This is a genomic window from Pelotomaculum propionicicum (genome assembly GCF_048984525.1).
GTDB lineage: Bacteria > Bacillota > Desulfotomaculia > Desulfotomaculales > Pelotomaculaceae > Syntrophopropionicum > Syntrophopropionicum propionicicum_A.
Genome location: NZ_JBMGJC010000016.1, coordinates 29,034 through 49,204, shown reverse-complemented (window position 1 = coordinate 49,204; position 20,171 = coordinate 29,034). Strand labels below are relative to the sequence as shown.

Annotated in this window: 17 protein-coding genes; 9 read left to right on the top strand and 8 right to left on the bottom strand. The window is 45.5% G+C overall.

The window, feature by feature from the left end:
- Nucleotides 1-9 precede the first annotated feature (9 nt).
- Nucleotides 10-870 (bottom strand): hypothetical protein, encoded by an 861-nt coding sequence (locus tag ACOBQJ_RS15470; RefSeq protein ID WP_421072673.1) that lies wholly within the window; start codon nucleotides 868-870, stop codon nucleotides 10-12.
- A 387-nt stretch (nucleotides 871-1,257) separates the two neighbouring features.
- Between ACOBQJ_RS15470 and ACOBQJ_RS15465 the strand changes: the two genes are divergently transcribed.
- The 6 genes from ACOBQJ_RS15465 to ACOBQJ_RS15440 all read left to right on the top strand — a co-directional run bounded on the left by ACOBQJ_RS15465 (nucleotide 1,258) and on the right by ACOBQJ_RS15440 (nucleotide 10,483).
- Nucleotides 1,258-2,055 (top strand): PD-(D/E)XK nuclease family protein, encoded by a 798-nt coding sequence (locus ACOBQJ_RS15465; RefSeq protein WP_421072672.1) that lies wholly within the window; start codon nucleotides 1,258-1,260, stop codon nucleotides 2,053-2,055.
- A 71-nt stretch (nucleotides 2,056-2,126) separates the two neighbouring features.
- Nucleotides 2,127-3,242, top strand: a complete 1,116-nt coding sequence (locus tag ACOBQJ_RS15460; protein WP_421072671.1) for an endonuclease NucS domain-containing protein — start codon at nucleotides 2,127-2,129, stop codon at nucleotides 3,240-3,242.
- Between the two features lie 136 nt (nucleotides 3,243-3,378).
- Complete coding sequence (locus tag ACOBQJ_RS15455; protein ID WP_421072670.1) at nucleotides 3,379-4,599, top strand: DUF6361 family protein; 1,221 nt, start codon at nucleotides 3,379-3,381, stop codon at nucleotides 4,597-4,599.
- Nucleotides 4,592-6,385, top strand: a complete 1,794-nt coding sequence (locus ACOBQJ_RS15450) for a phospholipase D family protein (protein ID WP_421072669.1) — start codon at nucleotides 4,592-4,594, stop codon at nucleotides 6,383-6,385. The genes ACOBQJ_RS15455 and ACOBQJ_RS15450 overlap by 8 nt, the downstream gene beginning before the upstream one ends.
- On the top strand, nucleotides 6,382-9,681 hold the full coding sequence (locus ACOBQJ_RS15445) for a DEAD/DEAH box helicase family protein (RefSeq protein WP_421072668.1): 3,300 nt from the start codon (nucleotides 6,382-6,384) through the stop codon (nucleotides 9,679-9,681). The genes ACOBQJ_RS15450 and ACOBQJ_RS15445 overlap by 4 nt, the downstream gene beginning before the upstream one ends.
- Before the next feature lie 16 nt (nucleotides 9,682-9,697).
- Nucleotides 9,698-10,483, top strand: coding sequence for a hypothetical protein (locus tag ACOBQJ_RS15440; protein ID WP_421072667.1), 786 nt, complete (start codon nucleotides 9,698-9,700; stop codon nucleotides 10,481-10,483).
- Between the two features lie 90 nt (nucleotides 10,484-10,573).
- Here the strand turns inward: ACOBQJ_RS15440 and ACOBQJ_RS15435 are convergent, their stop codons facing one another.
- From ACOBQJ_RS15435 to ACOBQJ_RS15425, 3 genes are all read right to left on the bottom strand, one after another.
- Nucleotides 10,574-11,605 (bottom strand): GTPase, encoded by a 1,032-nt coding sequence (locus tag ACOBQJ_RS15435; protein ID WP_421072666.1) that lies wholly within the window; start codon nucleotides 11,603-11,605, stop codon nucleotides 10,574-10,576.
- Nucleotides 11,606-11,885: 280 nt separating this feature from the next.
- Entirely contained in the window at nucleotides 11,886-12,548 is a 663-nt protein-coding gene (locus ACOBQJ_RS15430; RefSeq protein ID WP_421072665.1) for a helix-turn-helix transcriptional regulator, read from the bottom strand.
- A 189-nt stretch (nucleotides 12,549-12,737) separates the two neighbouring features.
- Nucleotides 12,738-12,905, bottom strand: coding sequence for a hypothetical protein (locus ACOBQJ_RS15425; RefSeq protein ID WP_421072664.1), 168 nt, complete (start codon nucleotides 12,903-12,905; stop codon nucleotides 12,738-12,740).
- Between the two features lie 260 nt (nucleotides 12,906-13,165).
- Between ACOBQJ_RS15425 and ACOBQJ_RS15420 the strand changes: the two genes are divergently transcribed.
- Nucleotides 13,166-14,044 carry a hypothetical protein gene (locus ACOBQJ_RS15420; protein WP_421072663.1) on the top strand — a complete coding sequence of 293 codons (879 nt, stop codon included), beginning with the start codon at nucleotides 13,166-13,168 and terminating at the stop codon, nucleotides 14,042-14,044.
- Nucleotides 14,045-14,059: 15 nt separating this feature from the next.
- A complete protein-coding gene (locus tag ACOBQJ_RS15415; RefSeq protein WP_421072662.1) occupies nucleotides 14,060-15,676 on the top strand; it encodes a VirD4-like conjugal transfer protein, CD1115 family in 1,617 nt (538 codons plus the stop codon).
- A 240-nt stretch (nucleotides 15,677-15,916) separates the two neighbouring features.
- Here ACOBQJ_RS15415 and ACOBQJ_RS15410 read toward each other — a convergent pair whose 3' ends face one another.
- The 4 genes from ACOBQJ_RS15410 to spoIIR form a co-directional block, all read right to left on the bottom strand.
- Nucleotides 15,917-16,489 carry a manganese catalase family protein gene (locus ACOBQJ_RS15410; RefSeq protein ID WP_421072661.1) on the bottom strand — a complete coding sequence of 191 codons (573 nt, stop codon included), beginning with the start codon at nucleotides 16,487-16,489 and terminating at the stop codon, nucleotides 15,917-15,919.
- A gap of 16 nt (nucleotides 16,490-16,505) precedes the next feature.
- Entirely contained in the window at nucleotides 16,506-16,763 is a 258-nt protein-coding gene (locus tag ACOBQJ_RS15405; RefSeq protein WP_421072660.1) for a spore coat protein CotJB, read from the bottom strand.
- A gap of 19 nt (nucleotides 16,764-16,782) precedes the next feature.
- Nucleotides 16,783-17,034, bottom strand: a complete 252-nt coding sequence (locus ACOBQJ_RS15400; RefSeq protein WP_421072659.1) for a spore coat associated protein CotJA — start codon at nucleotides 17,032-17,034, stop codon at nucleotides 16,783-16,785.
- A 204-nt stretch (nucleotides 17,035-17,238) separates the two neighbouring features.
- Complete coding sequence (gene spoIIR, locus ACOBQJ_RS15395; protein WP_421072658.1) at nucleotides 17,239-17,934, bottom strand: stage II sporulation protein R; 696 nt, start codon at nucleotides 17,932-17,934, stop codon at nucleotides 17,239-17,241.
- Between the two features lie 218 nt (nucleotides 17,935-18,152).
- On the opposite strand from spoIIR, the gene ACOBQJ_RS15390 reads away from it, so the two are divergent.
- Nucleotides 18,153-19,835 carry an Ig-like domain-containing protein gene (locus ACOBQJ_RS15390; RefSeq protein ID WP_421072657.1) on the top strand — a complete coding sequence of 561 codons (1,683 nt, stop codon included), beginning with the start codon at nucleotides 18,153-18,155 and terminating at the stop codon, nucleotides 19,833-19,835.
- Nucleotides 19,836-20,171 lie beyond the last annotated feature (336 nt).

Sequence of the window (20,171 nt, the reverse complement as noted above, 5' to 3'; positions counted from 1 at the left end):
TATTTCAATTTATATAAAATAACTTTTTTGGGTAAGTGATTGAAATTGAACTATATCTTCCATAGCACTGATTGTATTAATTTCATTATCAATTTTTCCCCCTTCAAATCCAAGATTCTTACGTGATATTGCAATATATTTAAGTAGATCAAGGCTAGAGATTAAACCATAACCCCAATAAGAGACAGATGAGCACAATAAAAGTCCTTCTTCACATAACTTAATTACTTCATCATTTCTAGATAAGGAAAAGCGATTAGTATTGGTTTCACAAATAACTAATGCTAACCCAAAAGAGAAGGGAGATATTTTCCTAAGCCTATAAGCTTCTCTTAGTTCTTTTTCTGCATTTCCGGACTCCCTTTCAATTCTATGCAAATACATACCACGCCAGTAATGGCCCCAAGGATTATTAGCATGCATTTTTAAACTTTTTTTAAAAAACGACTCAATTAAAGGTAGGTTTGATAAGCCACATTTTTTATAAACTGACCATGCTTTTGTACTTAATGCCATTGAAATAATTATTTTTCTATCTTCAATGTCAACTTGATTTTCTTCGTCATTTTCAATTTTTCCCATAATATAATCACATATTTTGATTACTTCACTTAAATTATCTTCCTTAAAAAGTATGTGACATAGGTTCGCAAAAGAATCTCTTATATAGGGATTTATTTTCAATATATTCAAATATATGTCCTTTGCTTTTTGTTCGGAAATTTGTTCACGTTCTAATTGCTTATCTATATTTCTTGATTGTACCCAAATATTATCATTAACTAATGAATCTTCGATTATCATAGACCAATATATTTTCTCAACAAGCTTTTCATAAGTTGGTAAATGATTAATTGCATTTTTGTACATATCTATATAATAATTTGCCTCTTTGTAGTATTCTCCATAATATAAAATGCGGATTGCATGTAATCTAACCAGTCAGAATGATCAATGAGTATTTCTTCTGCAATTTTCTTTGCTTTTTTTTCTCCTTTAGGTACTGATAAAAAGCAATAACCTAATATAATTACTGCATAATTATCATTATCATTCCATTTTTTTAGTGACTCATTTGCCCATCTAATTGTTACCTGGGAGCCTTCTGTACATATTAATAGAACTGGCGGTAAGCCGCGCGGCTACTATGTAATTAAAAAGAAACAAGGATACACCGAAGAAATACTGGGCCAGCCTTTAAACTGGGATGAGTTAGCCGCTGTAGAGAAACAGTACCTTGAAGCTGAGGAAACCCGTTTGCTCTATGTAGCTGCCACCAGGGCAAAGAACCTGTTGGTAATAAGCGTTTACCCGGACAAGCCGGAAATCAGCCCCTGGAAGCTATTTGAAGAACACATGGAAGGCGTTCCCGCATTGGAGGAGGTTAAGGTCAGCCCGGCGCCAGCGATTGTGGGCGGTGATACGATTACTAAACAGGACCTGATCAAAGCAAGGGATGGTTTTCTTGGCCCGGAGAGCTCCATTAACGTACCAAGTTACAGCGTTGCTTCTGTTACCGCCCTGTCAAAAGAGGGGATTGAAGGTCCGGAGAGAAAAAGTACCGGCCGCGGGCAGTCCTGGGGCAGGGTGATTCACAGAGTACTGGAATCCGTTGTTAAGAAAGTGCCCGCTAACCTGGATCTTTTTGTTGAGAATGTTATTGCAGAGGAAGATAGGGCGCCGGAGGAAAAAGAGCAGGTCTTAAGCCTGATAAATAAAATTATGCAGTCAACTATTTGGAAAAGAATGCTGCAGAGTAAAAAGCGGTTTGTGGAAGTCCCTTTTTCAGTGAAGGTTGAAGAGGGGAAACAAGGTTTTAAAGGGGATACTGTTATTTCCGGGGTTATTGACCTCGTTTTCCTTGAGGACGGTGGTTGGGTGATAGTAGACTACAAGACTGATACGGTAGAAAACGAAGAAGGCCTTGCAAATCTAGTTAAATACTATCGACCTCAAGTGGAAATGTACCGGAGGTTCTGGGAGGAGATAGCTAAAGAAAAGGTTTTTGAAGCCGGGCTGTATTTCACGCATGTGGACAGGTGGGTTGGGGTTTGATAAATAATTTCCACAATTACTGCAAGTAACATTGTATCTAATGTTACCGATAAATTTAGGGGGTGGGTTAAGTGACCAGGTATCTTCTTGTGAAAGAAGGGCAGAAAGAGTTTTTGGTTCAAGAAGAAAAAATTAAGGCTGAAAACGATTTGCAGGAAGTTGTAAAGAAGAACCCAGAGTTAATCCCCGTTGAAGATCTGAATTTGTTGAACCTTCTCGTCGTAGGTCGTGAGACATCTTTGCCTTCAGGCAGCATCGACTTGATGTGTATTGATGAAAAGGGGACTATCGTGATTGTCGAGTTTAAGAAAGGGCCGGAAAATCCAGATTCAAGGCGTGTGATTGCACAGCTTCTCGATTATGGGTCCCACCTATGGGGGCTGACATTTGAGGAGTTCGAAGGGGTATGCAGCAACTATTTTAATAGTACGAGATGTACCGATCCTAGATTCTACAGGAAGAACAACCTCCGTGACGCTTTCAAGGAAATGTGGGGACAAGGCTCTGATGAGACTAATGAAAGTGGTGAAGACGAAAGCGGGTGGGAAAATTTTAAGGAGGGTATCTCTCGCTGTTTGTCTGAAGGTAGTTTTTATTGTATAGTTGCAAGCACACATATTGGTGATATTTTGAGGCGGACTATGAAGTATTTGACTCAGACGAGTTCCGCTATTTTTGCAGGCATTGAAATTGACCATTTTTCAAGTGACGGCAAAGAAATATTTGTGCCCAGGGCCTATCTTCCGGGAGCAAAGCCCCGTCCCACATCATCACGGACTACGATGCAAAATTTTCTTGAGAAAAGCGATCCTGCAGCAAGGCAGGTTTGGGAAAATTTATTCCAGGTCCTGGCAATTTATGGCGAGACTATTTATTGGGGGAAGGTTGGCTTTTCATTCAGGGTTAAGGTCCAGGGAAGACTGCAGAGTATACTCTGGGGATTCACAAGAGATTCAAGTTGGGGTATTGATGCGTTGCAGTTTGTCATGCCAAGGATTGAACTTTCAGAGGATATCAAAATGATATTTGAGAAGTTTCAAAACAATCTTTCGTTTTTAGGTGAAGACTTGATTAAAAAGTCAACCTATGTGTACGTAGTGGTGGGGAATGGCCTTAGGCTAGACAATATAGACAAGTTTGTCAGCGCTTTAAATACAGTGGTTGAAGATCTTAGGGCGTTAAATTAACTCAGGATTAAGCAACATTTTTACATTACATAATTTTTAATATTAGCATGAACTACGCTCCTTCATTACTAAGACAGTTTGCGACACATGTAAATTAACAAAAACTTTTTATTGGTATTTAAAAAGGAGAACACAAATGCCTCAAACATTACAAATTGGCTGGATTGATTACGGCAGCCGTGACAGGAACAAAATTCTTTCTATTCTAAGCCTGCTATCTGCTCCGGAAGCGGTGGACGAGCTCGGAATCGGTGTTGTGCGGGACGGCTTCGCCGATTTACTCTTTCCCGGCACATCGACGATTCAGACCAGGGCAAAATATTTTCTGCTTGTGCCCTACATCATGATGGAGCTGGAGCGGGAAAACATTATGAATCCCAAAGTATTTATGGATAGACTGTCGATCGAAGAAATTGCATTAATAAGTATACTCAAGAAAGACAATGCTGAAGGTGTTATCGGTGGGCGCTCAGGCGAGAAACTGCAGAGAAAGCCGTCCAGCATCTACTGGAACGGGATTAACACCTTTGGTATCTTTCAAAATTATTCAAGGCTTTCGTTAAATGGCTATGTACGTGCTGTCTGTGCTCTGAAAAGAGAAAAAAGATTGCTGTCCGCCTCGGGACATATAGACAAAGGCGAGGGGACTGACGACGCTGACAAGATGTACTGCAGCGCCAGCGGATTTTGGCGAGTTCCACCGCCGCCCGAAAAATGGCGTGAAAGTGTAACTATTGAACTCACTGATGAAGAAGCAGGTTTTCTAAGGGACAGAATTATTAAATCCGAGCATTCAAAAGACTCCCTGCTTGCCTATATACTGCGTAACAATCTCTACGAGGTAATAACTTATGATGACATATCAATAATCGATAAGGAAATTGAGCTTCCGCAAGATATCCGCGAAGATTATGAAATGGCGCAGAGATTTGCTGAATTCATCTATGGTGCGAATATCCGCTACAATGTGATCCTGTCCGGCGGGCAGAATGATGAAGCAAATGAAGAATGGGATATCTGGTATGATTCAGTGACCAATGGGTTTATTCAAAATTATGATATTTACGAGGCTGTCAACCGCCTTTCTATAAGCAGGCAAAATCGTGCAAGACTGCTGCCCTTTATAGACAAATGGAAGAAAGCTGTACTATCCGGGGATGTTGCAATTATGAATAATCACATAATCGCCCGCGAAATAGAGCTGAAGGGCAAGGAACGGGCCAAGCTGAACAGTGAAAATACAAGCTGGCAGGATGGAGTATGGTTGGGAGGCAGGAGGCTGCAATACCGCTTCCGCAACACTCGCCGGCTGATTGAGGATATCTGCAATGGACTGGGGGGCGATAAAAATGTTTAGACCCGCCGAAGACAGGCTTGATTACGCAGATATTCTGGCGCCCCCTGCCGGCTACAAATGTGAATTTGCCATTGGAACAACGTATTCTCTTGACCTGGAAGCTTTAATAGGTGTGCCCCTCGCCCTGTTCCTTGGGGAAGAAATGGAAGGAACACTGCTTGAAAACCCGGTATATGTATTGGAGGCCCTGCGCAAGAGCGCGGACAAGTTTGCCTTGTTTTGCGAGGGCGGGCAGATCAAAGTGCCGAATAAAGCAAACCCGGTGTTTGCTTTGCTGGAGAGCAGTATTTTTGAGGTATCCTTGAAAAACGAAAAGTCCTTTCACCCAAAGGTGTGGCTGATCAAGTATATGGACGCCAATGAGAAGGAGCTTTATCGTTTTATTGTCCTGAGCCGCAACCTGACCTTTGACCGCAGCTGGGATGCGGCGGTTGTTCTGGAGGGGGAAGTCAGCGGCCAGAAAACCCTTAAAAATCGACCGCTAATAGATTTTTTAACATATCTTCAGGGAAGCACCAATGATAGAAAGAAGAAAAAGTTAATCGGCAGTATTGCCGAAAGGCTTTCATATGTGCATTTTCAGACGGGGGACAAGCGTTATTCTGATTTTTCCTTCTTCCCTCTTGGCATAGGTGAGGGGTATAACAAGGATTCCACGAGCTTTTTTGACAATTACCATGACCTGCTGGTATTTTCACCTTTCCTCAGCAGGGATACTGTTCTGGAGTTGGACGGTTTATCGCTTAAAAACGCGCATAAAACGCTGATAACCCGCAGGCCGGAAATAACTAAGCTAACCAACGAGTTGCTATCCAGTTTTGAATGTTATTGTCTCAAAGACACGGTAGTTGACGGCGAGGAAGCTATCAGCGAATCAGAAGGTGCTGCAGACCTGCAAAAGCAGGATATACACGCCAAGATTTATTTCAAAACAAAGTACGGCGAGCACAATATCTATATCGGGTCGGCCAATTGCTCCAAGAGCGCCTGGAACGGCAATGTAGAGTTTATGCTGAGACTTAAATATGAAAAATGGGGCTTCCGGATTTCGCAAATCATCGATGAGCTTTTTGGCAGAAAAAATAAGGACTACGATGAGAGGCAAAATCCTTTTGAGCGGGTTATCGCCGTTCCTGAAGGTGCGGTGGAAAAGGAAGATATACAGGAACGTCTGCAAAAAGCTATAAAAAGGCTCTGCCGCTCCAGGACAACTGCCCTGGTTATAGAAAACAATGGCAAATATGATATCAACATTCAGTTTGACAGACGGTTTATATCCGCTGACGTGGATTTGACCATCGCCGCCCTTGGCGGGGGTAAATCCGTAAAGCTTGAGAGCACGGCTCTTTTACCCGGATTATCACTATTAGAGCTGGGTGAGTTTTATATTATAACAGCAAAAATTGGCGAAGATAGCCTGCGCCGGGTCATTAAAATCCGCACGGAAGGTATCCCGGATGAAAGGGACGGCATGGTATTCAAGAGTATCATCAAAGACCAAAACACTTTTCTGCGTTACGTCGCTTTTCTGCTTTCTGATGATTATCTGCTGGCCGCGTTGGAGCAGGCCGGGCAAAAGGCAGCGTCGGCAAAAGGCTGGAATTTGCATGGTTACGACATGCCGGTACTCTATGAAAACATGCTGCGTGCCGCAGCCAAGTCCCCCGAAAAACTGCGGGAGGTCGACGCGATTATCCAGCGGTTGAATGATAAGGAAATCGTGCCGCCAGAATTTGAAAAGTTATACACCACCTTTTTAAAAGCGAGCAGGAGGATAAAGACGTGACTGAGTTATTGAACAAGGAAAAGCAGATCCTCTCCGGCCTCAAAGATTTCCAGAGGGCAACAGTGGAAAGGATATTTTCTCTCTTTACCAATGGGCGCAGCCGTGTGCTCGTGGCAGATGAAGTCGGTCTCGGCAAAACGCTGATCGCCAGGGGTGTGATAGCTAAGACTGCTGTTTACCATAAGCAAACTTTAAATGATGATTTATTCAAGGTGGTATATGTCTGCTCCAACCAGAGTATTGCCGCGCAGAATCTCTCCAAGCTCAGAATTAATGAGAGCGACAGCGTGGAGGGCCTTTCAGATACCCGGCTGTCCATGCAGCACCTAAAAATCTTTAAAGATGAGATGAAACACAAAAAGAGAGAAAATTACATGCAGTTGATCCCGCTTACGCCGAACACATCTTTTAATATGACCGGAGGCAGCGGCAGCGTGCAGGAACGCGCATTGATTTATGCTGTACTACACAGGTATAAACCTTTGGCCGTATATAAAGACGAATTTGAGATATTGATGATTGATAATGCCACTAGGAGCTGGCACGCATGGGCAAGAGACTGGTACGAGAACCAGGTTGCCGCTTGCGACAAGGATAGTGGCGGGCGTTACCTCCAAACTGTTTTAGTAAGTGTGGACAGCTATTTTACTACGCATAATGGTCTGCTGTCAGAGATAACAGATTTCTGTAACAAAATACAAATGAGCGGACGCAGGCAAAGCGGGTCTTATCCAATCATCCACAAGCTTCGCCGCATGATGGCCGAAATAAGTGCAGGGCTGTTGGACGCTGACCTGGTTATCATGGATGAATTTCAGCGGTTTCCGGAGTTAATAAAGACCGACACGGACAATGAAACCGCTATGTTGGCCCGGCGTTTTTTCAACGCAACTAAACGCGACAATGAAAAAGTAAAGATCTTGCTGCTTTCGGCTACTCCCTACAAGCTATACTCTACACTGGAGGAAATAAATGAAAACCAGGCGGACGAGCACTACCGCGAATTCATACAGGTGACTGATTTTCTGTTTGAAAGCGACCCTTTAAAAAAGACTGAATTCCGGCAGGTGTGGAGGGATTATTCAATATCACTGAACGAAATCGGCACAACAGATTTAACGGTCCTGACCGCCAGAAAAAACAGGGCCGAGGATAATCTCTACCAGGGTATATGCAGGACGGAGCGTTTGTCAGTCGAAGGCGCCGGCAAGTTTGTAGATATAGAGACCGCGAAAAGCACCTTGGATGTTTCCGAAGAAGATATACTTTCCTACATCAGGGCCGATAAGCTGCTCCTGGATATAGGTCTAAAGGAACATATACCAGTAGATTATATAAAGTCTGCCCCATATATCCTTTCCTTCATGGAGCATTATAAACTCAAAGAAAAGGTTTACGCTTATTTCAAGAAAAATCCCGACAAACTGAAACTGGCACGAAAACCGGAGCTGTGGGTAAACGAGGATTTAATTGCCGGGTACAAAAAGCTGCCCAACACCAATACAAGGCTGAAGAGGATAAAGGAAGAGGCCCTGCCAAGAGGCGCAGAAAGGCTGATCTGGATACCTCCCTCCAAGCCATACTATGAGCCGGGCGGGGTGTTCTCAGGCTTAAAAGATTTTTCAAAGATCCTGGTGTTTTCCGCCTGGGAGATGGTACCCAGGGCTGTTGCGGCCATGCTTTCATATGAAGCTGAGCGACTGACAGTAGGTGAGTTGGTCAAAAAATCACCCAACCCCGAGCGAGAGAACCGCAGTTATTTCCCTTATAGAAAAAAAGTGCGGTTTCCTTCGCCCCGCCTTAAATTCAACATGCGTGAAGGCGCACCTGCATCCATGGCGCTCATGGCTCTGCTGTATCCCTGCGTTACTCTGGCGAAACTATATAACCCGCTTCAGGCGCTGAACCAGGGGCTGACCAGAAGACAGATTGAAGCTGAACTGCGCAAGAAGATTAAAGAGCTGCTGGATACAATTGTTTTTACGCCTAAGAAAAAAGGCGGTTATGACGAAAGCTGGTATTATATAGCGCCGTTACTTCTTGACAGGCATGAAAAACTGATTAGTTCCTGGCTTAATCAACCGTCTTTAATTTGGGACTTTAAAAATAACGAGACAGAGGTTGCTGATGAAGATGATGACCGGAATGTTCTGGAAAAGCATTTTGACGAATTGAAGGATATTCTGAAAAATGCAGATAAGCTGGAACTTGGACGGAAACCGCGGGACCTTGTAAATGTGCTGACCAGGATGGCCATGGCTTCGCCGGCAGTATGCGCCCTGCGTTTATTCGGACTGGAGCTGCCGGACTCCCCGGCTTTGTCGGTACGCCTTGCTAAGACATTTCTCGGCCGGTTCAATTTACAGGAGGCTACCGCCATAGTCGAACTCTGTTATGGCCATTACGATCCACACTGGCAAAATGTGCTGCGGTATTGCGTTGATGGGAATTTGCAGGCGGTGCTTGACGAATATACGCATATCCTCACTGATGATAACGGGTTAGTGTATGCCTCACAGGAAAAACGATCGAAAACGCTGTGTGAGAGAATGTGCTCCTCCTTTAAAACACACACGGCAAGTTATAATGTGGACACATATCGGAAGTTCCGCGACCGGATCATAAAAGGTGAAAAGCATAAAACTGGCAGCGAAAAAGAGGAATTGCGTTTTATAAGGATGCGTTCAGGATATGCTGCCGGTTTTTATGACACAAGGGGTGAAGGCAAAAGCCTGCAGCGCAAGGATAGCCTGCGCCTGGCTTTTAATTCTCCCTTCCGTCCCTTCGTTCTGGCAACCACGTCCATTGGACAAGAGGGACTGGATTTTCATTACTACTGCAGGAAAATTGTGCACTGGAACCTGCCTGCCAATCCGATTGATCTGGAGCAGCGCGAGGGGCGGATCAACCGGTACAAGTGTCTTGCCATACGGCAAAACATCGCAAAGAAATATGGTTATAAAGGCTTTAATGAAGATATCTGGTGCGAGATGTTTGAAAGAGCCAACCAGGAGGAAAAGCGTGGTATGTGTCCAGAACTGGTACCTTATTGGTGCCTGCCGGACCATGACAAGATGATTAAAATCGAGCGGATTGTGCCGATGTATCCTCTGAGTAAGGACCAGGCAAAGTATGGGCGGCTGATTAAAATACTGTCGCTCTACCGCCTCAGCCTGGGACAGGCACGGCAGGAGGAGTTGCTGGAATATGTCCTTCAGAGCCAGCTAGACGAGGAGCAAATCAAAGAACTGTTTATCAACCTGAGCCCATATTTCAAGGAGCAGGTAATTACATAATAAATCGGAGGACAATATGCAGGAGAACGTACAATCAGATGCTATTAATAACGGGATTAAGCAAGCATACCTGAATACAATTGAGCAGGAACTGTTAATTATTTATGATGAGCACCTTAACAACCTGGGGCTCAATGCGGGAAACATCCCTGAAAAAAACATAACCACCTTTTTCCCAATGAAAGGAAATCTGTATAACCATGAACTTATGGTGGTAGGGAGGGCAGTGAATGGTTGGGAGGAGCAGATTACCACCGGGGAACTGCTCGATAATATGAAGCGCAAGGATTACTTAAGACAAACCTATCTGGCCAGCCAGCCACAATGCCCTCTTTCATGGGTAACAAAGGCCCGGGGAGGGGAGCAGTATAATACAAACAGATCGGCATTTTGGCGGGTTATACATAAGACGCTGCAAAAGTTAGAGATTGGGCATAATGATAAGCACTGGCCCAGTTATATTGCTTGGAGCAATTTATATAAGACTGCTCCATATGAAGGCGGCAACCCATCTGGCAAATTAATAAATATTCAACAAAGACATTGTGCCGCCATTCTGAAAAAGGAAATCTATTTATTTAAGCCCAAAAGGATACTTTTCTTGACCGGGTATGATTGGGCAAAGGATGTTCTTAATAAGATTAATGAGTTCCAGATAAATAAAGAGTTTGATGGATTAGCAGAGGCTGGAGGACAATTTGTTTCTGAGAGGATTGTATCTAAAATAGTGATTGCAAAACATCCTCAGGGTAAAGATGAAAGCAGGTTAGTTGACGAAGCAACCATGTTATTTAATTCTTAAAATGTGGACTATAAATAACCCTGGCTCTTTTATAGCCAGGGTTATTTTTTCTATACACCTTGTTATTTGAGACGATTACAAAAATCCTAATTAATATTTTAATTCATTCTTAAGTATTGCTTCCGCTGCTTTATAACAGTAATCCAAATACATCTTACCAGCATTCGAAGTAATAATATAACCAGCACTAGCTGCTATAGCTTGGCCAAGGAATGGTACATATTTTACAAACTCTTTAAGTGATTGCTTGCGTATAAACTTTTTAAGAAGTAATTGCAGACCTGCCTTAGAAACATATTCTATTATCTTATTTGCAATACCAGTTAGATGAGGTGCAAAAATATGTATTTGTTTTAAAGTATGATCGTCAAGTCCAAATGCTTCCTTTACTTCCTTAAAACATTTTATTAGAATACCGAAGTCTACAGCAATATCAGTACCTGGGATTGGGTTAAGTGCATTAACTGCAGAGATACCAGAAGAGATAGCTATATATTTTTCACACGCCTTTCTTTTTTCTTGCAGAAAATTTAGTGAGTATGATTTTGCCACCCTTAACCATTTTTCTCTTTTTGTAGGCTCTAATATTTGTTCAATTGAATCACTCAAATCTTCAAGACCTTCATTTGTTTTACAACTTGTGAAATACACCTTTATATCTGAATGTGCCAAATTCTTTATATTTTCGGTAATCCTTTCTTTAAGCTGCGCAGTCGTGTATCCTTTTTCCCATAATGTATCGATTTTATTTCGTACAAAAAGACAAGGTTTCATCTTTAAAACTTTTTGAAAAAATTCACTATCAGCCTGTCTCCATTTACCCTCAAAAACACAAAGGAATAAATCAAATGAAGGTATATCAAATTTATTAAAATAAGTTTCCTTTGGATGTTTTTCAGTATCATAACCTGGCAAGTCAATAAAAAGCAATCCTTTCCATTCAAAAGGTTCACCTGGTACCATGTCATTTTCTACTCCCGGTTTTGCAACTTCTTTACCAGTTAAAGAATTAATAAGAGATGATTTACCTGCACCAGGTTGTCCAAATAAACCTACTTTAACGGAAGTACTATCCAATTCTTTTAACTCGTTTAGCATTTTTTTAACCTGATTTTGTATCACAAAATTTAACCCCCTATAATGTTGATTTGTTTATTTTCGTTTTTTATTATTCATTAATGGTTTTACTTATGACCAATAAATCCCCCCATAAAAATTAGATGATTTATACAAAATATTTAGGGCTCGGGTTTTTTGCAAGCATGTTGACCTTTCCCCTCAATATCGCTTCATTAATAGAGAAGGAACCCCAAAACTCTTGTGCCGGACGGTTTTATACTAAGTTCACGAACTGCAGACAAGGGCAGCACCTCCATCAATCCAAATCATAACTCTTATAAAACTATACCTTATACAACTCCAGCACCCTGCCGGCCATTTCATACATATCTTGCCTGAGCCAGCCGGGTTCCAGCACTTCAACGGTATCGCCCCACTGCACGAGCCATGTTTTCATCTCATCTATGCCGCAAACTTCAAAAGACATGATCACCGAGCCGTCGGCGGGTTCGTCCTCGATTTCCTGCGAAGGGTGGTAAATCAACCGCTTGACCCTGTGGGCGACCTGGGGGCTGAATTTCAGTCTGACCCGGCAGATCTCACCATCGTTCATAATGCCCCAGCTCTGGCCCATATGTTCCTTGAGCGAGAAATCCGCGGGCATATCAAAGCGCTCGGATGTATAAGGGACGATATCCGTGATCTGGTCCACCCGGAAGACGCGCATAGCTTCTCTCCTAAGGCAGTAGGCGACCAGGTACCAGTTATGCCTTTTGCAAACCAACCCGTACGGTTCCACCACCCGCTGGGTGTTCTGTCCGTTGTGGGCGACATAATACCAGATCTTGACCCGGCAGCAGTCCCGCAAAGACTGCACCAGCCTGGTGAATATTTCGCTTACTTTGGCGGGGTCCGCCAGCTGCTCGTCTACAATATGTATACGCTCCTGCAGCTTTTCAACCGGCAGGGTTTGGGGGTTGTACTTGTATTTAAAAAGCGTGCCCACCAGCGCGTCCTTGAGCTCGTTGGTGTGGCCGGCCAGGGCCGAGCCTTTCTGCTGCAGGAGGCTGAGGAATATGTCTAGTTACAGAATACATACCTTCCCAAACCTTTAACCCAACCTGTCCAGCTGTCATCCTGGTTTTCACGGCTTTCAACGGCCGAACTGAATATATCGACCTCGGCGTCGATCATATCAAGTTGGTGCAGGACCCCGGCCATCGATCTGGCCTGTTTTATCTCCCAGCACCACAGCCAGGTAGTGGCCTGTCCCGTTGCGCAGGGGCAGGAGTTTCTTGCTCTTCAACGCGAAAACACCGTCCACTTCCTGGCCGGGGTTAAGCTGTTCTACTAAAATATTCACAATAAAAATCCTCCTCAAACCAAATCTTCCTGGTATAAATTCTAAACCATTTCCCGGCATATGTCTGTCACTGGATAGAAAATATGTTCGCCATATAAAAATCCTACCGGCTTATTTTACCATGCTTGAGTATAAGTAAAATTACATACTCACATACAGGAAAAAACAAAGGCAGGCAGAAATCAACTATATACGACATTTTACTTACTTGATTTATCTTTGATTAAAAGAAGGTACGGTAAGGCTTAGGGGGTTTTTTTTTGTGCGATCAGAAAGTTTCGCCGGCCCTGGACCGCATTCGCAATTTGAAGGGCATGGAGGAACTGAAACAGCTTATTGATGAATGGCAGGTAGTCTCTCAAAATTTAAACCGGCTGCCCGGGAGCACCAGGGTCAAGCTGCCTAACTGCCTTTTGGCGACACAATCAGGCTCGGGCATCACCAAAGTGCTGGGCCTGGTGGCGCAGTTTCTGGAAGAAGCCGGCTTGTTTGAGTTTGTTGGCGATATCAAATACTTTGAATTTGTTTTGGACCGTCCCGCGGATGCCGATTCCTTTCCATCCTTTACCCGCCTTATGGAATATATCCAGGCGGCGGCCGGTTTCCGGGGGACCTACCGGGGCCTGGCCTGCATAGACATATCGGAGTGGGCCGAAAACCCGCACGACGTCAGGTTCATCAGGTTTTTAGAGTATGTTTCCGATATCAACGACCGTATTTTATTTATCTTTAATATTCCGCTTTTGGATGAGAAGAGGATCGAGGAAATCGACGCGGTCCTGCTCTCTTACCTGCGCATCCGCCGGCTGAAGCTGACCTTCCCGGAAAGCGAAGCGCTATTCAGGCATGTCGATGAAGTGCTGCGGGAAAAAGGGTTCAGCCTGGCGGAAGAGGCCGGCGCCCTGTTGAAAAAAACTATAGCCAGCGCGCGTGAGATGCCGGGCTTTGACGGGTACAACACGCTCAACCAGATGGTTGACGAGATCATATACGACAAATGCTGCAGCAGTATTCTGTATGACAATATTATCGCGGTCAAGGATTTAGGGCATTTTTCCCCCGGGGGATACTGGCTCAGTCAGTTAAACAAGTACAAAGCGCTTCCCAAAAAAATGGGTTTTATGATTGACGGCAGGTAAATGGAGGGATGGCAAATGCCTGGATTTGAAAACTATGAAGCATACAAATACAACATGTACGCCAACGTCTCAGCTAATAACGACACAAGGTGGGCCACCGATGACGAGATGAAAAGCTCTCTCAGGGAGATAGTAATAAATGAACACCATTACCCTAGCGGCGGGGGGATACCCCTGCTGAGCGACGGCAAAGTCGCCTTTGTTGACAGCTCCGATACCCATTCACTGATCATGGGCGCCACCGGGTCGAAGAAAAGCAGGCTTTTATGCATGCCGCTGCTGCAGATCCTGGCCAAAGCGGGGGAGTCCATTATAGCCACTGACCCAAAAGGAGAGCTGTATGAGCGGACATCGGGGATCCTGAAGAAAAACGGTTACAAGCTGGTGGTGCTCAATTTCCGCAACCCCTCCTACGGCGACGCCTGGGACCCCCTGGCCCTGCCGTACCAGTTTTACAAAGCGGGGGAGAAGGACAAGGCGGCTGAAGCGCTCAACGATTTTGTGTACTGCAATTTGACCAGCAAATCCATCGACCCCTTCTGGGAACAGGCGGCCGGTAATTTTTGTTTCGGGCTCCTGTGGTTCTTGTTGGAATGCGCACGTGAAGAAGAGGTGAATGTGCGCAGCCTGACTTACCTGCGGACATATGCGAAAGCGTTTGAATACGACGGCCCGCTGGACGAGTTGTACAGCGGTTTAAACAAACAGTCCCTGGCGGCCATCAGCCTGAGCGGCACGTTAAATGCCGCGGACAGGACCAGGTCCAGCATCCTGGTCACTTTTGACCAGATGTTCAGGATTTTTTCCGCCCAGCAAAACCTCTCTGAAATGCTCTCACACAGTACGTTTAACCTGGACCAGATCGGCCTGGAAAAGACAGCGGTGTTCCTGATCATGCCCGACGAGAAGAGCACGTACCACTTTCTGGTCAGCATATTTATCAAACAGTGTTATGAGTTGCTGATCCGGGTTGCCCAGGAACAACCGGACCGCACACTGCCGATCCGGACCAATTTTGTGCTGGATGAATTCGCCTCTATCCCGGCTGTGCCGGACATGCCGTCCATGATCTCTGCCGCCCGCAGCCGGAATATCCGTTTCAGCCTGGTTGTGCAGAGCGAGCACCAGCTTCGCAAGAAATACCTTGAGGACGCCCAGACCATCAAGGGCAACTGCGACAACTGGGTCTTTCTGACCAGCCGCGAGCTGCCGCTGCTGCAAGAAATCAGCGAGCTGTGCGGCCGGAGAAAAAGGATTGCCGCTCCCGGGTATGATGAACTGATGCCCTTGATATCGGTTTCCCAGCTGCAGAGGCTGAGCAAGGAGCGCGGGGAGGCCCTGGTATTCCACGGGCGGCAGTACCCGTACATCACTTTGCTGGCCGACATAGACCAATATGAATTTGAAAATATGGCCAGCGTGCCGCTGCAAAAGCGCGATAAGCGCCCGGTGCCGGTTTTCCAGCTGTACAGCTACCTGAAGCGCCATTCCGCGGAAGAGGTGGCCGGGCTGTTCAGTGACGAGTGTATGGATATGCCTGCTGAGGAAATTGAAACTCCGGAAGTGGATGAAATAGAAATTTCCGATGAAGAGCTTGAAAAAAGATTTGATGAATTATTTAATATCGAATAATCAAATTATCGCGGCTAATCATGGGATCGCGGCATCAGGCCGGTAAGCAGGCGGACCACGACCCAAGGACTTTCTTTCTTCATGTGGTATTGATGAACAGAGCATACCAGGAATTTAGCAAAAATCCCGTAAAAAACCAAACTGACTCCCGGGTAATTGGAGAGCCAGTTTTTTTTTATTGAATATGCAACCTTATTTTTCATAAATAAAATTAATGCATTCATACACTAAAACGGCAGGTTAGTAGAGTTTCTTGTTGTCCATAATCGCCTGGATGTCGTTGAGGGCTTCGCCGAAGCGCTGGAAGTGGACTACTTCCCTCTGTCTCAAAAACCGCAGGGTGTCCTTGATGCCGGGGTCGTCTGTGAGCTGTATCAGGTGCTCGTAGGTTGTCCTGGCTTTTTGTTCGGCAGCCAGGTCCTCGTGCAGGTCGGCGATAGGGTCGCCGGTGGCCTGGATGTAAGCCGCGGTCCAGGGCACCCCGGCAGCGTCAGCCGGGTAGACCGCCCGGTCATGCTGGGCGAAGTGGGCGCCCAGGCCGGCTTCCCTGAGCTGCTGGGCCGGTACGCCTTTGACCAGCTTGTAAATCATAGTGGCGACGATTTCCCAGTGGGCCAGCTCTTCTGTGCCTATATCGGTAAGCAGCCCTTTAGCTTTGTCGGTAGGCATGGTGTAACGCTGGGTCAGGTACCTGACCCCGGCGGACAGCTCGCTGTCCGGCCCGCCGTACTGGGCCATCAGAAATTTTGCCATGCCTATGTCATTTCTGAAAACCCGCACAGGGTATTCCAGTTTTTTTTCATACATCCACATAATCGGTAGTCCTTTCTTATTCGTATTCTATTTCCCAGGGCCAGGGGCTCTCGATCCAGAGCCATTGCTGGGTTTTAGGGCTGCAGCCGGTAGCGGTCAAAGGCCCGTAGATCTCCTCATAACGCCTGACGGCCTCCATCAGCTGGTTTCTGACCGTGTAGAAGTCCCTCAGCGCGGCCCGGTCCTGGGGGTGTGTGTCCAGAAAAAGGTTCAGCTCAATCGCTGTAAACTCGAGTTCCTGTATCTCTCTCAGCATTACTAACCTTTCATTCATATCATAGTTCACCTCTTTTTTAGTAAGGGTAAGGGCTGTAAAGTTCCGGGAAAAGCGTGCCCTTTTCCAATGCTTCCGCGGGGCTGAAAGTAGGGCCGTACTTCTGCCATATTACATAAGCCTGGGCCAGGCGGGCAGGCGGGTAAACCCCGGCCGCCTGGATGTCCTGGGCAGTTTCAAGCTTTACACTTTCGGCCGCCTGCTCATTTTTAACATCAACAGCTTTTTCGGCAGTCTGCCTGTAAAACGGTTGGGCTTTCCATCTGGACATGTAACTACCTCCTTTTTTACCAAACTTTCTCATATAATAGATTATGTATATCTGTAAGGAGTGTTACGGAAAGCTTAAAACAGGCATGGGAAAAAAAAGAAAAAACCGGGAGGGTTTTTCCCAGTTGGGGTTGAAAATAGGTTTTAATTAATTCGGCATTCGGCCGGTTGTCACGGCTTTTTATTAGTAACTTTGTATTCGTATTTAATAATCAATGCTTTTGAAGAAGTCCAGTATTTTAAACCGGTATTCCACGGTCACCTGCTCTTCGGCAACAGCGTATTCTTCTTCACTGCCGCTGGTTGTTATTTGCAGGACAGCCACGGCGGAAGGCTGGCTGCCGGTATCCATGCTGGCCGGCGCGGTATCAGTACGGGCAGCTGCGCTGTCCGGCAGATAGCTGTTCTCCATCATCCTGGTCATGTCCACAAAGCACAGGGGAGGGTAGAGGACACACCACCAATTAGCCCCGGATCCGGCGCCGATAGTCACCCGCACGGCTTCATAATCACCGGCGGGGAGAATAAAAGGCCCGTAATGTTTGGTGGGGAAAGAAAAGCTGTTCAATTCCACTTGAACCGGGTAGTCTTTCCCTTCAGCCCGGATCTTGAGAGCGGCAATTTCGCGGATGTGGTCAAGGTTAGCTTCAGCTATATACCTGGCGGAGGCAATATTTTCGGCTTCTGTAAATGCAGGGCCTACAGCTGTAACGATTTCATCCCTGACCTTTCTTTTAAGCTCCTGGTCTTCGCTGCTGTCGCTGTTTGATACCACATGCAGCCTGATCAGGCTTTCGGGCGCATATACCGTTTCAGTATCTTTATAACTCAGGCCTGATGCCAGTGAGGCAGCCGTAAGGAGGACAAGGCCGGCCATTAACGCTGCAAATTTGATCTTCACTGTTCATTTCCCCAATTCATTTTATCGTTGTTAACTAGCTATAGTATTGCCAGCTGCCATTAAACATTAACGCTGCGCAGAAATAAAAATTTAGAATTCCGGCCTGGATCAGCCCCTATATTTTTTTAAGCGGGCGTATATATAATTAGGATATATTTGAAGGCGTGGGTGGTGATGGAAATTTTTATATAAATATCACTTAAAAGGAGGTTAATTTATTGTTCAGGAAAAGCGCGTTTACAGTAGTTTTAGTCATGCTTCTGATCCTGGGGCTCACCGCGGCGGCATCCGCCAACCCGGGTAAGGGCAATAACAAGGGGTGGAATTTTAAGGCTAAAAAAAATTGGAAAGCAGTTGAGTTGACTGATATCAACTCACATTGGGCGGAAAAGCCGATACGGCACATGTGTACAATAGGGATTATTTCCGGTTATCCCGACAAGAAATATATTCCAAACGCCCCTGTGAGCAAGTACGAAGCCTTGATGATGATAAGCAGGGCTGCCGGCTTTGACCCGGATCCGGACAAGTCATGGCAGCAGAATTGTGAAGACTGTATCGAATTTGCCCTTGATGAGGGTATTATTGGTGAAGATGAAGACTTTGCAGGCTGGAAGCCAGCCAAACGTTATGAAGTGGCGGTGTGGTCAATAAGGGCGATGGGCCTGGATGATGACGGCGACTACCTGTCATTCCAGGATATATATGATATACCGGCGGACGCGCGGCCTTATATCGGCGTCATGTTCAAGCACAAATACATGGTCGGGTACCCCGGCAACTTTTTCCAGCCCAACAAGCCGGTGACCAGGGCTGAAATGGCGATGATCCTTTACCGGATGATGAGTGAATATCCGGATTACTACGATGACAGCGACCTCAGTTTGTCAAGCCTTGACCCCGAAGACGGGGAGGATAATGTGGATCAGGACACCAATGTGCTGGTCGCCAGGTTTAACATGGATATCGAGGCTGTCGACGATCTGGAAGACGTAGAAGAGGGAATAAGAGTAAAGAATGTGACTGACGATGAAAATATCGACATCGAAAGCGTGTCCATTGACGGCAGCAGGCTGACCATCGAGCTGGAAGAATCCCTGGAAAATGACTGTGTATACCGGGTAACAATTGGGAAAAACCTTATCGAGTCTGAAGACGGGGACGAGAGCTTTGACGGGATCAGCGGCAGCGAGTGGGAGTTCAGCACTTACGATGAAAGTGAAATAAACCTGACCAACCTTGATCCGGACGATGGAGACAGCAATGTGGACCCGGATACAAATCAGCTTGTAGCCACGTTTAATATGGACATTCAGGCGGTTGAAGATCTGCAGGATGTAAAAGAAGGAATTAAAGTAAAGAATGTAACTGACGGGGATTATGTTGATATCTACAGTGTTTCCATTAACGATAACAGGCTTACAATTAGGCTGGACGATCCCCTGGAAGACGGCTGCCAGTACCGGGTGACAATTGAACAGGACATTATTGAGTCAGATGATTCGGCATGGAATTTTGACGGAATCAGCAGCGGCGAGTGGGAGTTCAGTACTTACGACGGCGATGAACTGGACCTGGAAAGCCTTGACCCCGAAGACGGGGAGGACAATGTGGACCCGGACACGAGAGTACTCAGGGCTGCCTTTAACAACGACATAAGCGCAGTCTCAGGCAAGGGCCTGCTGGACGCTGTCAGGGTATACAACGTCGACCGCGACCGCTATGAGGAAGTCGATAAAGTCCAGATCGACGAGGATACCCTTATCATCACCCTGGAGGACGAACTGGGCGCCGGTGATACTTTTGAAGTAACCATCAGGTCGGGTTTTCTGGAAGATGATGATTCAGGGGAAGATTTTGGCGGTCTCGCCGGGGACGAATGGCGTTTTACAACTGATTAGGCATTATGCCGCTAACGCGGCGTAAAAACAATTTGACAGGATTAACAAGATTTAAATTGATTAACAGGATACGACCTACTGATGGGACAAGAGTTTTCTTGTCTCACTTTTTTTTGCCTCTAACAAATTGGACATCCACGCTAAACGCAGAAAAGACAAGGTATTATTACTACATTTATCATGTTTAATTTCTTTTAATCCTGTAAATCCTGTCAATGTGTTTACCAGGAGCAGAATAAGTTAAGAGCCAGGCGCCCAACTTAACTTGGTACCGGGTACCGAAATAATTTTTTTTCTTGACCGTGAAGGAATTCTTATTCTTATGTAGAAGATTTG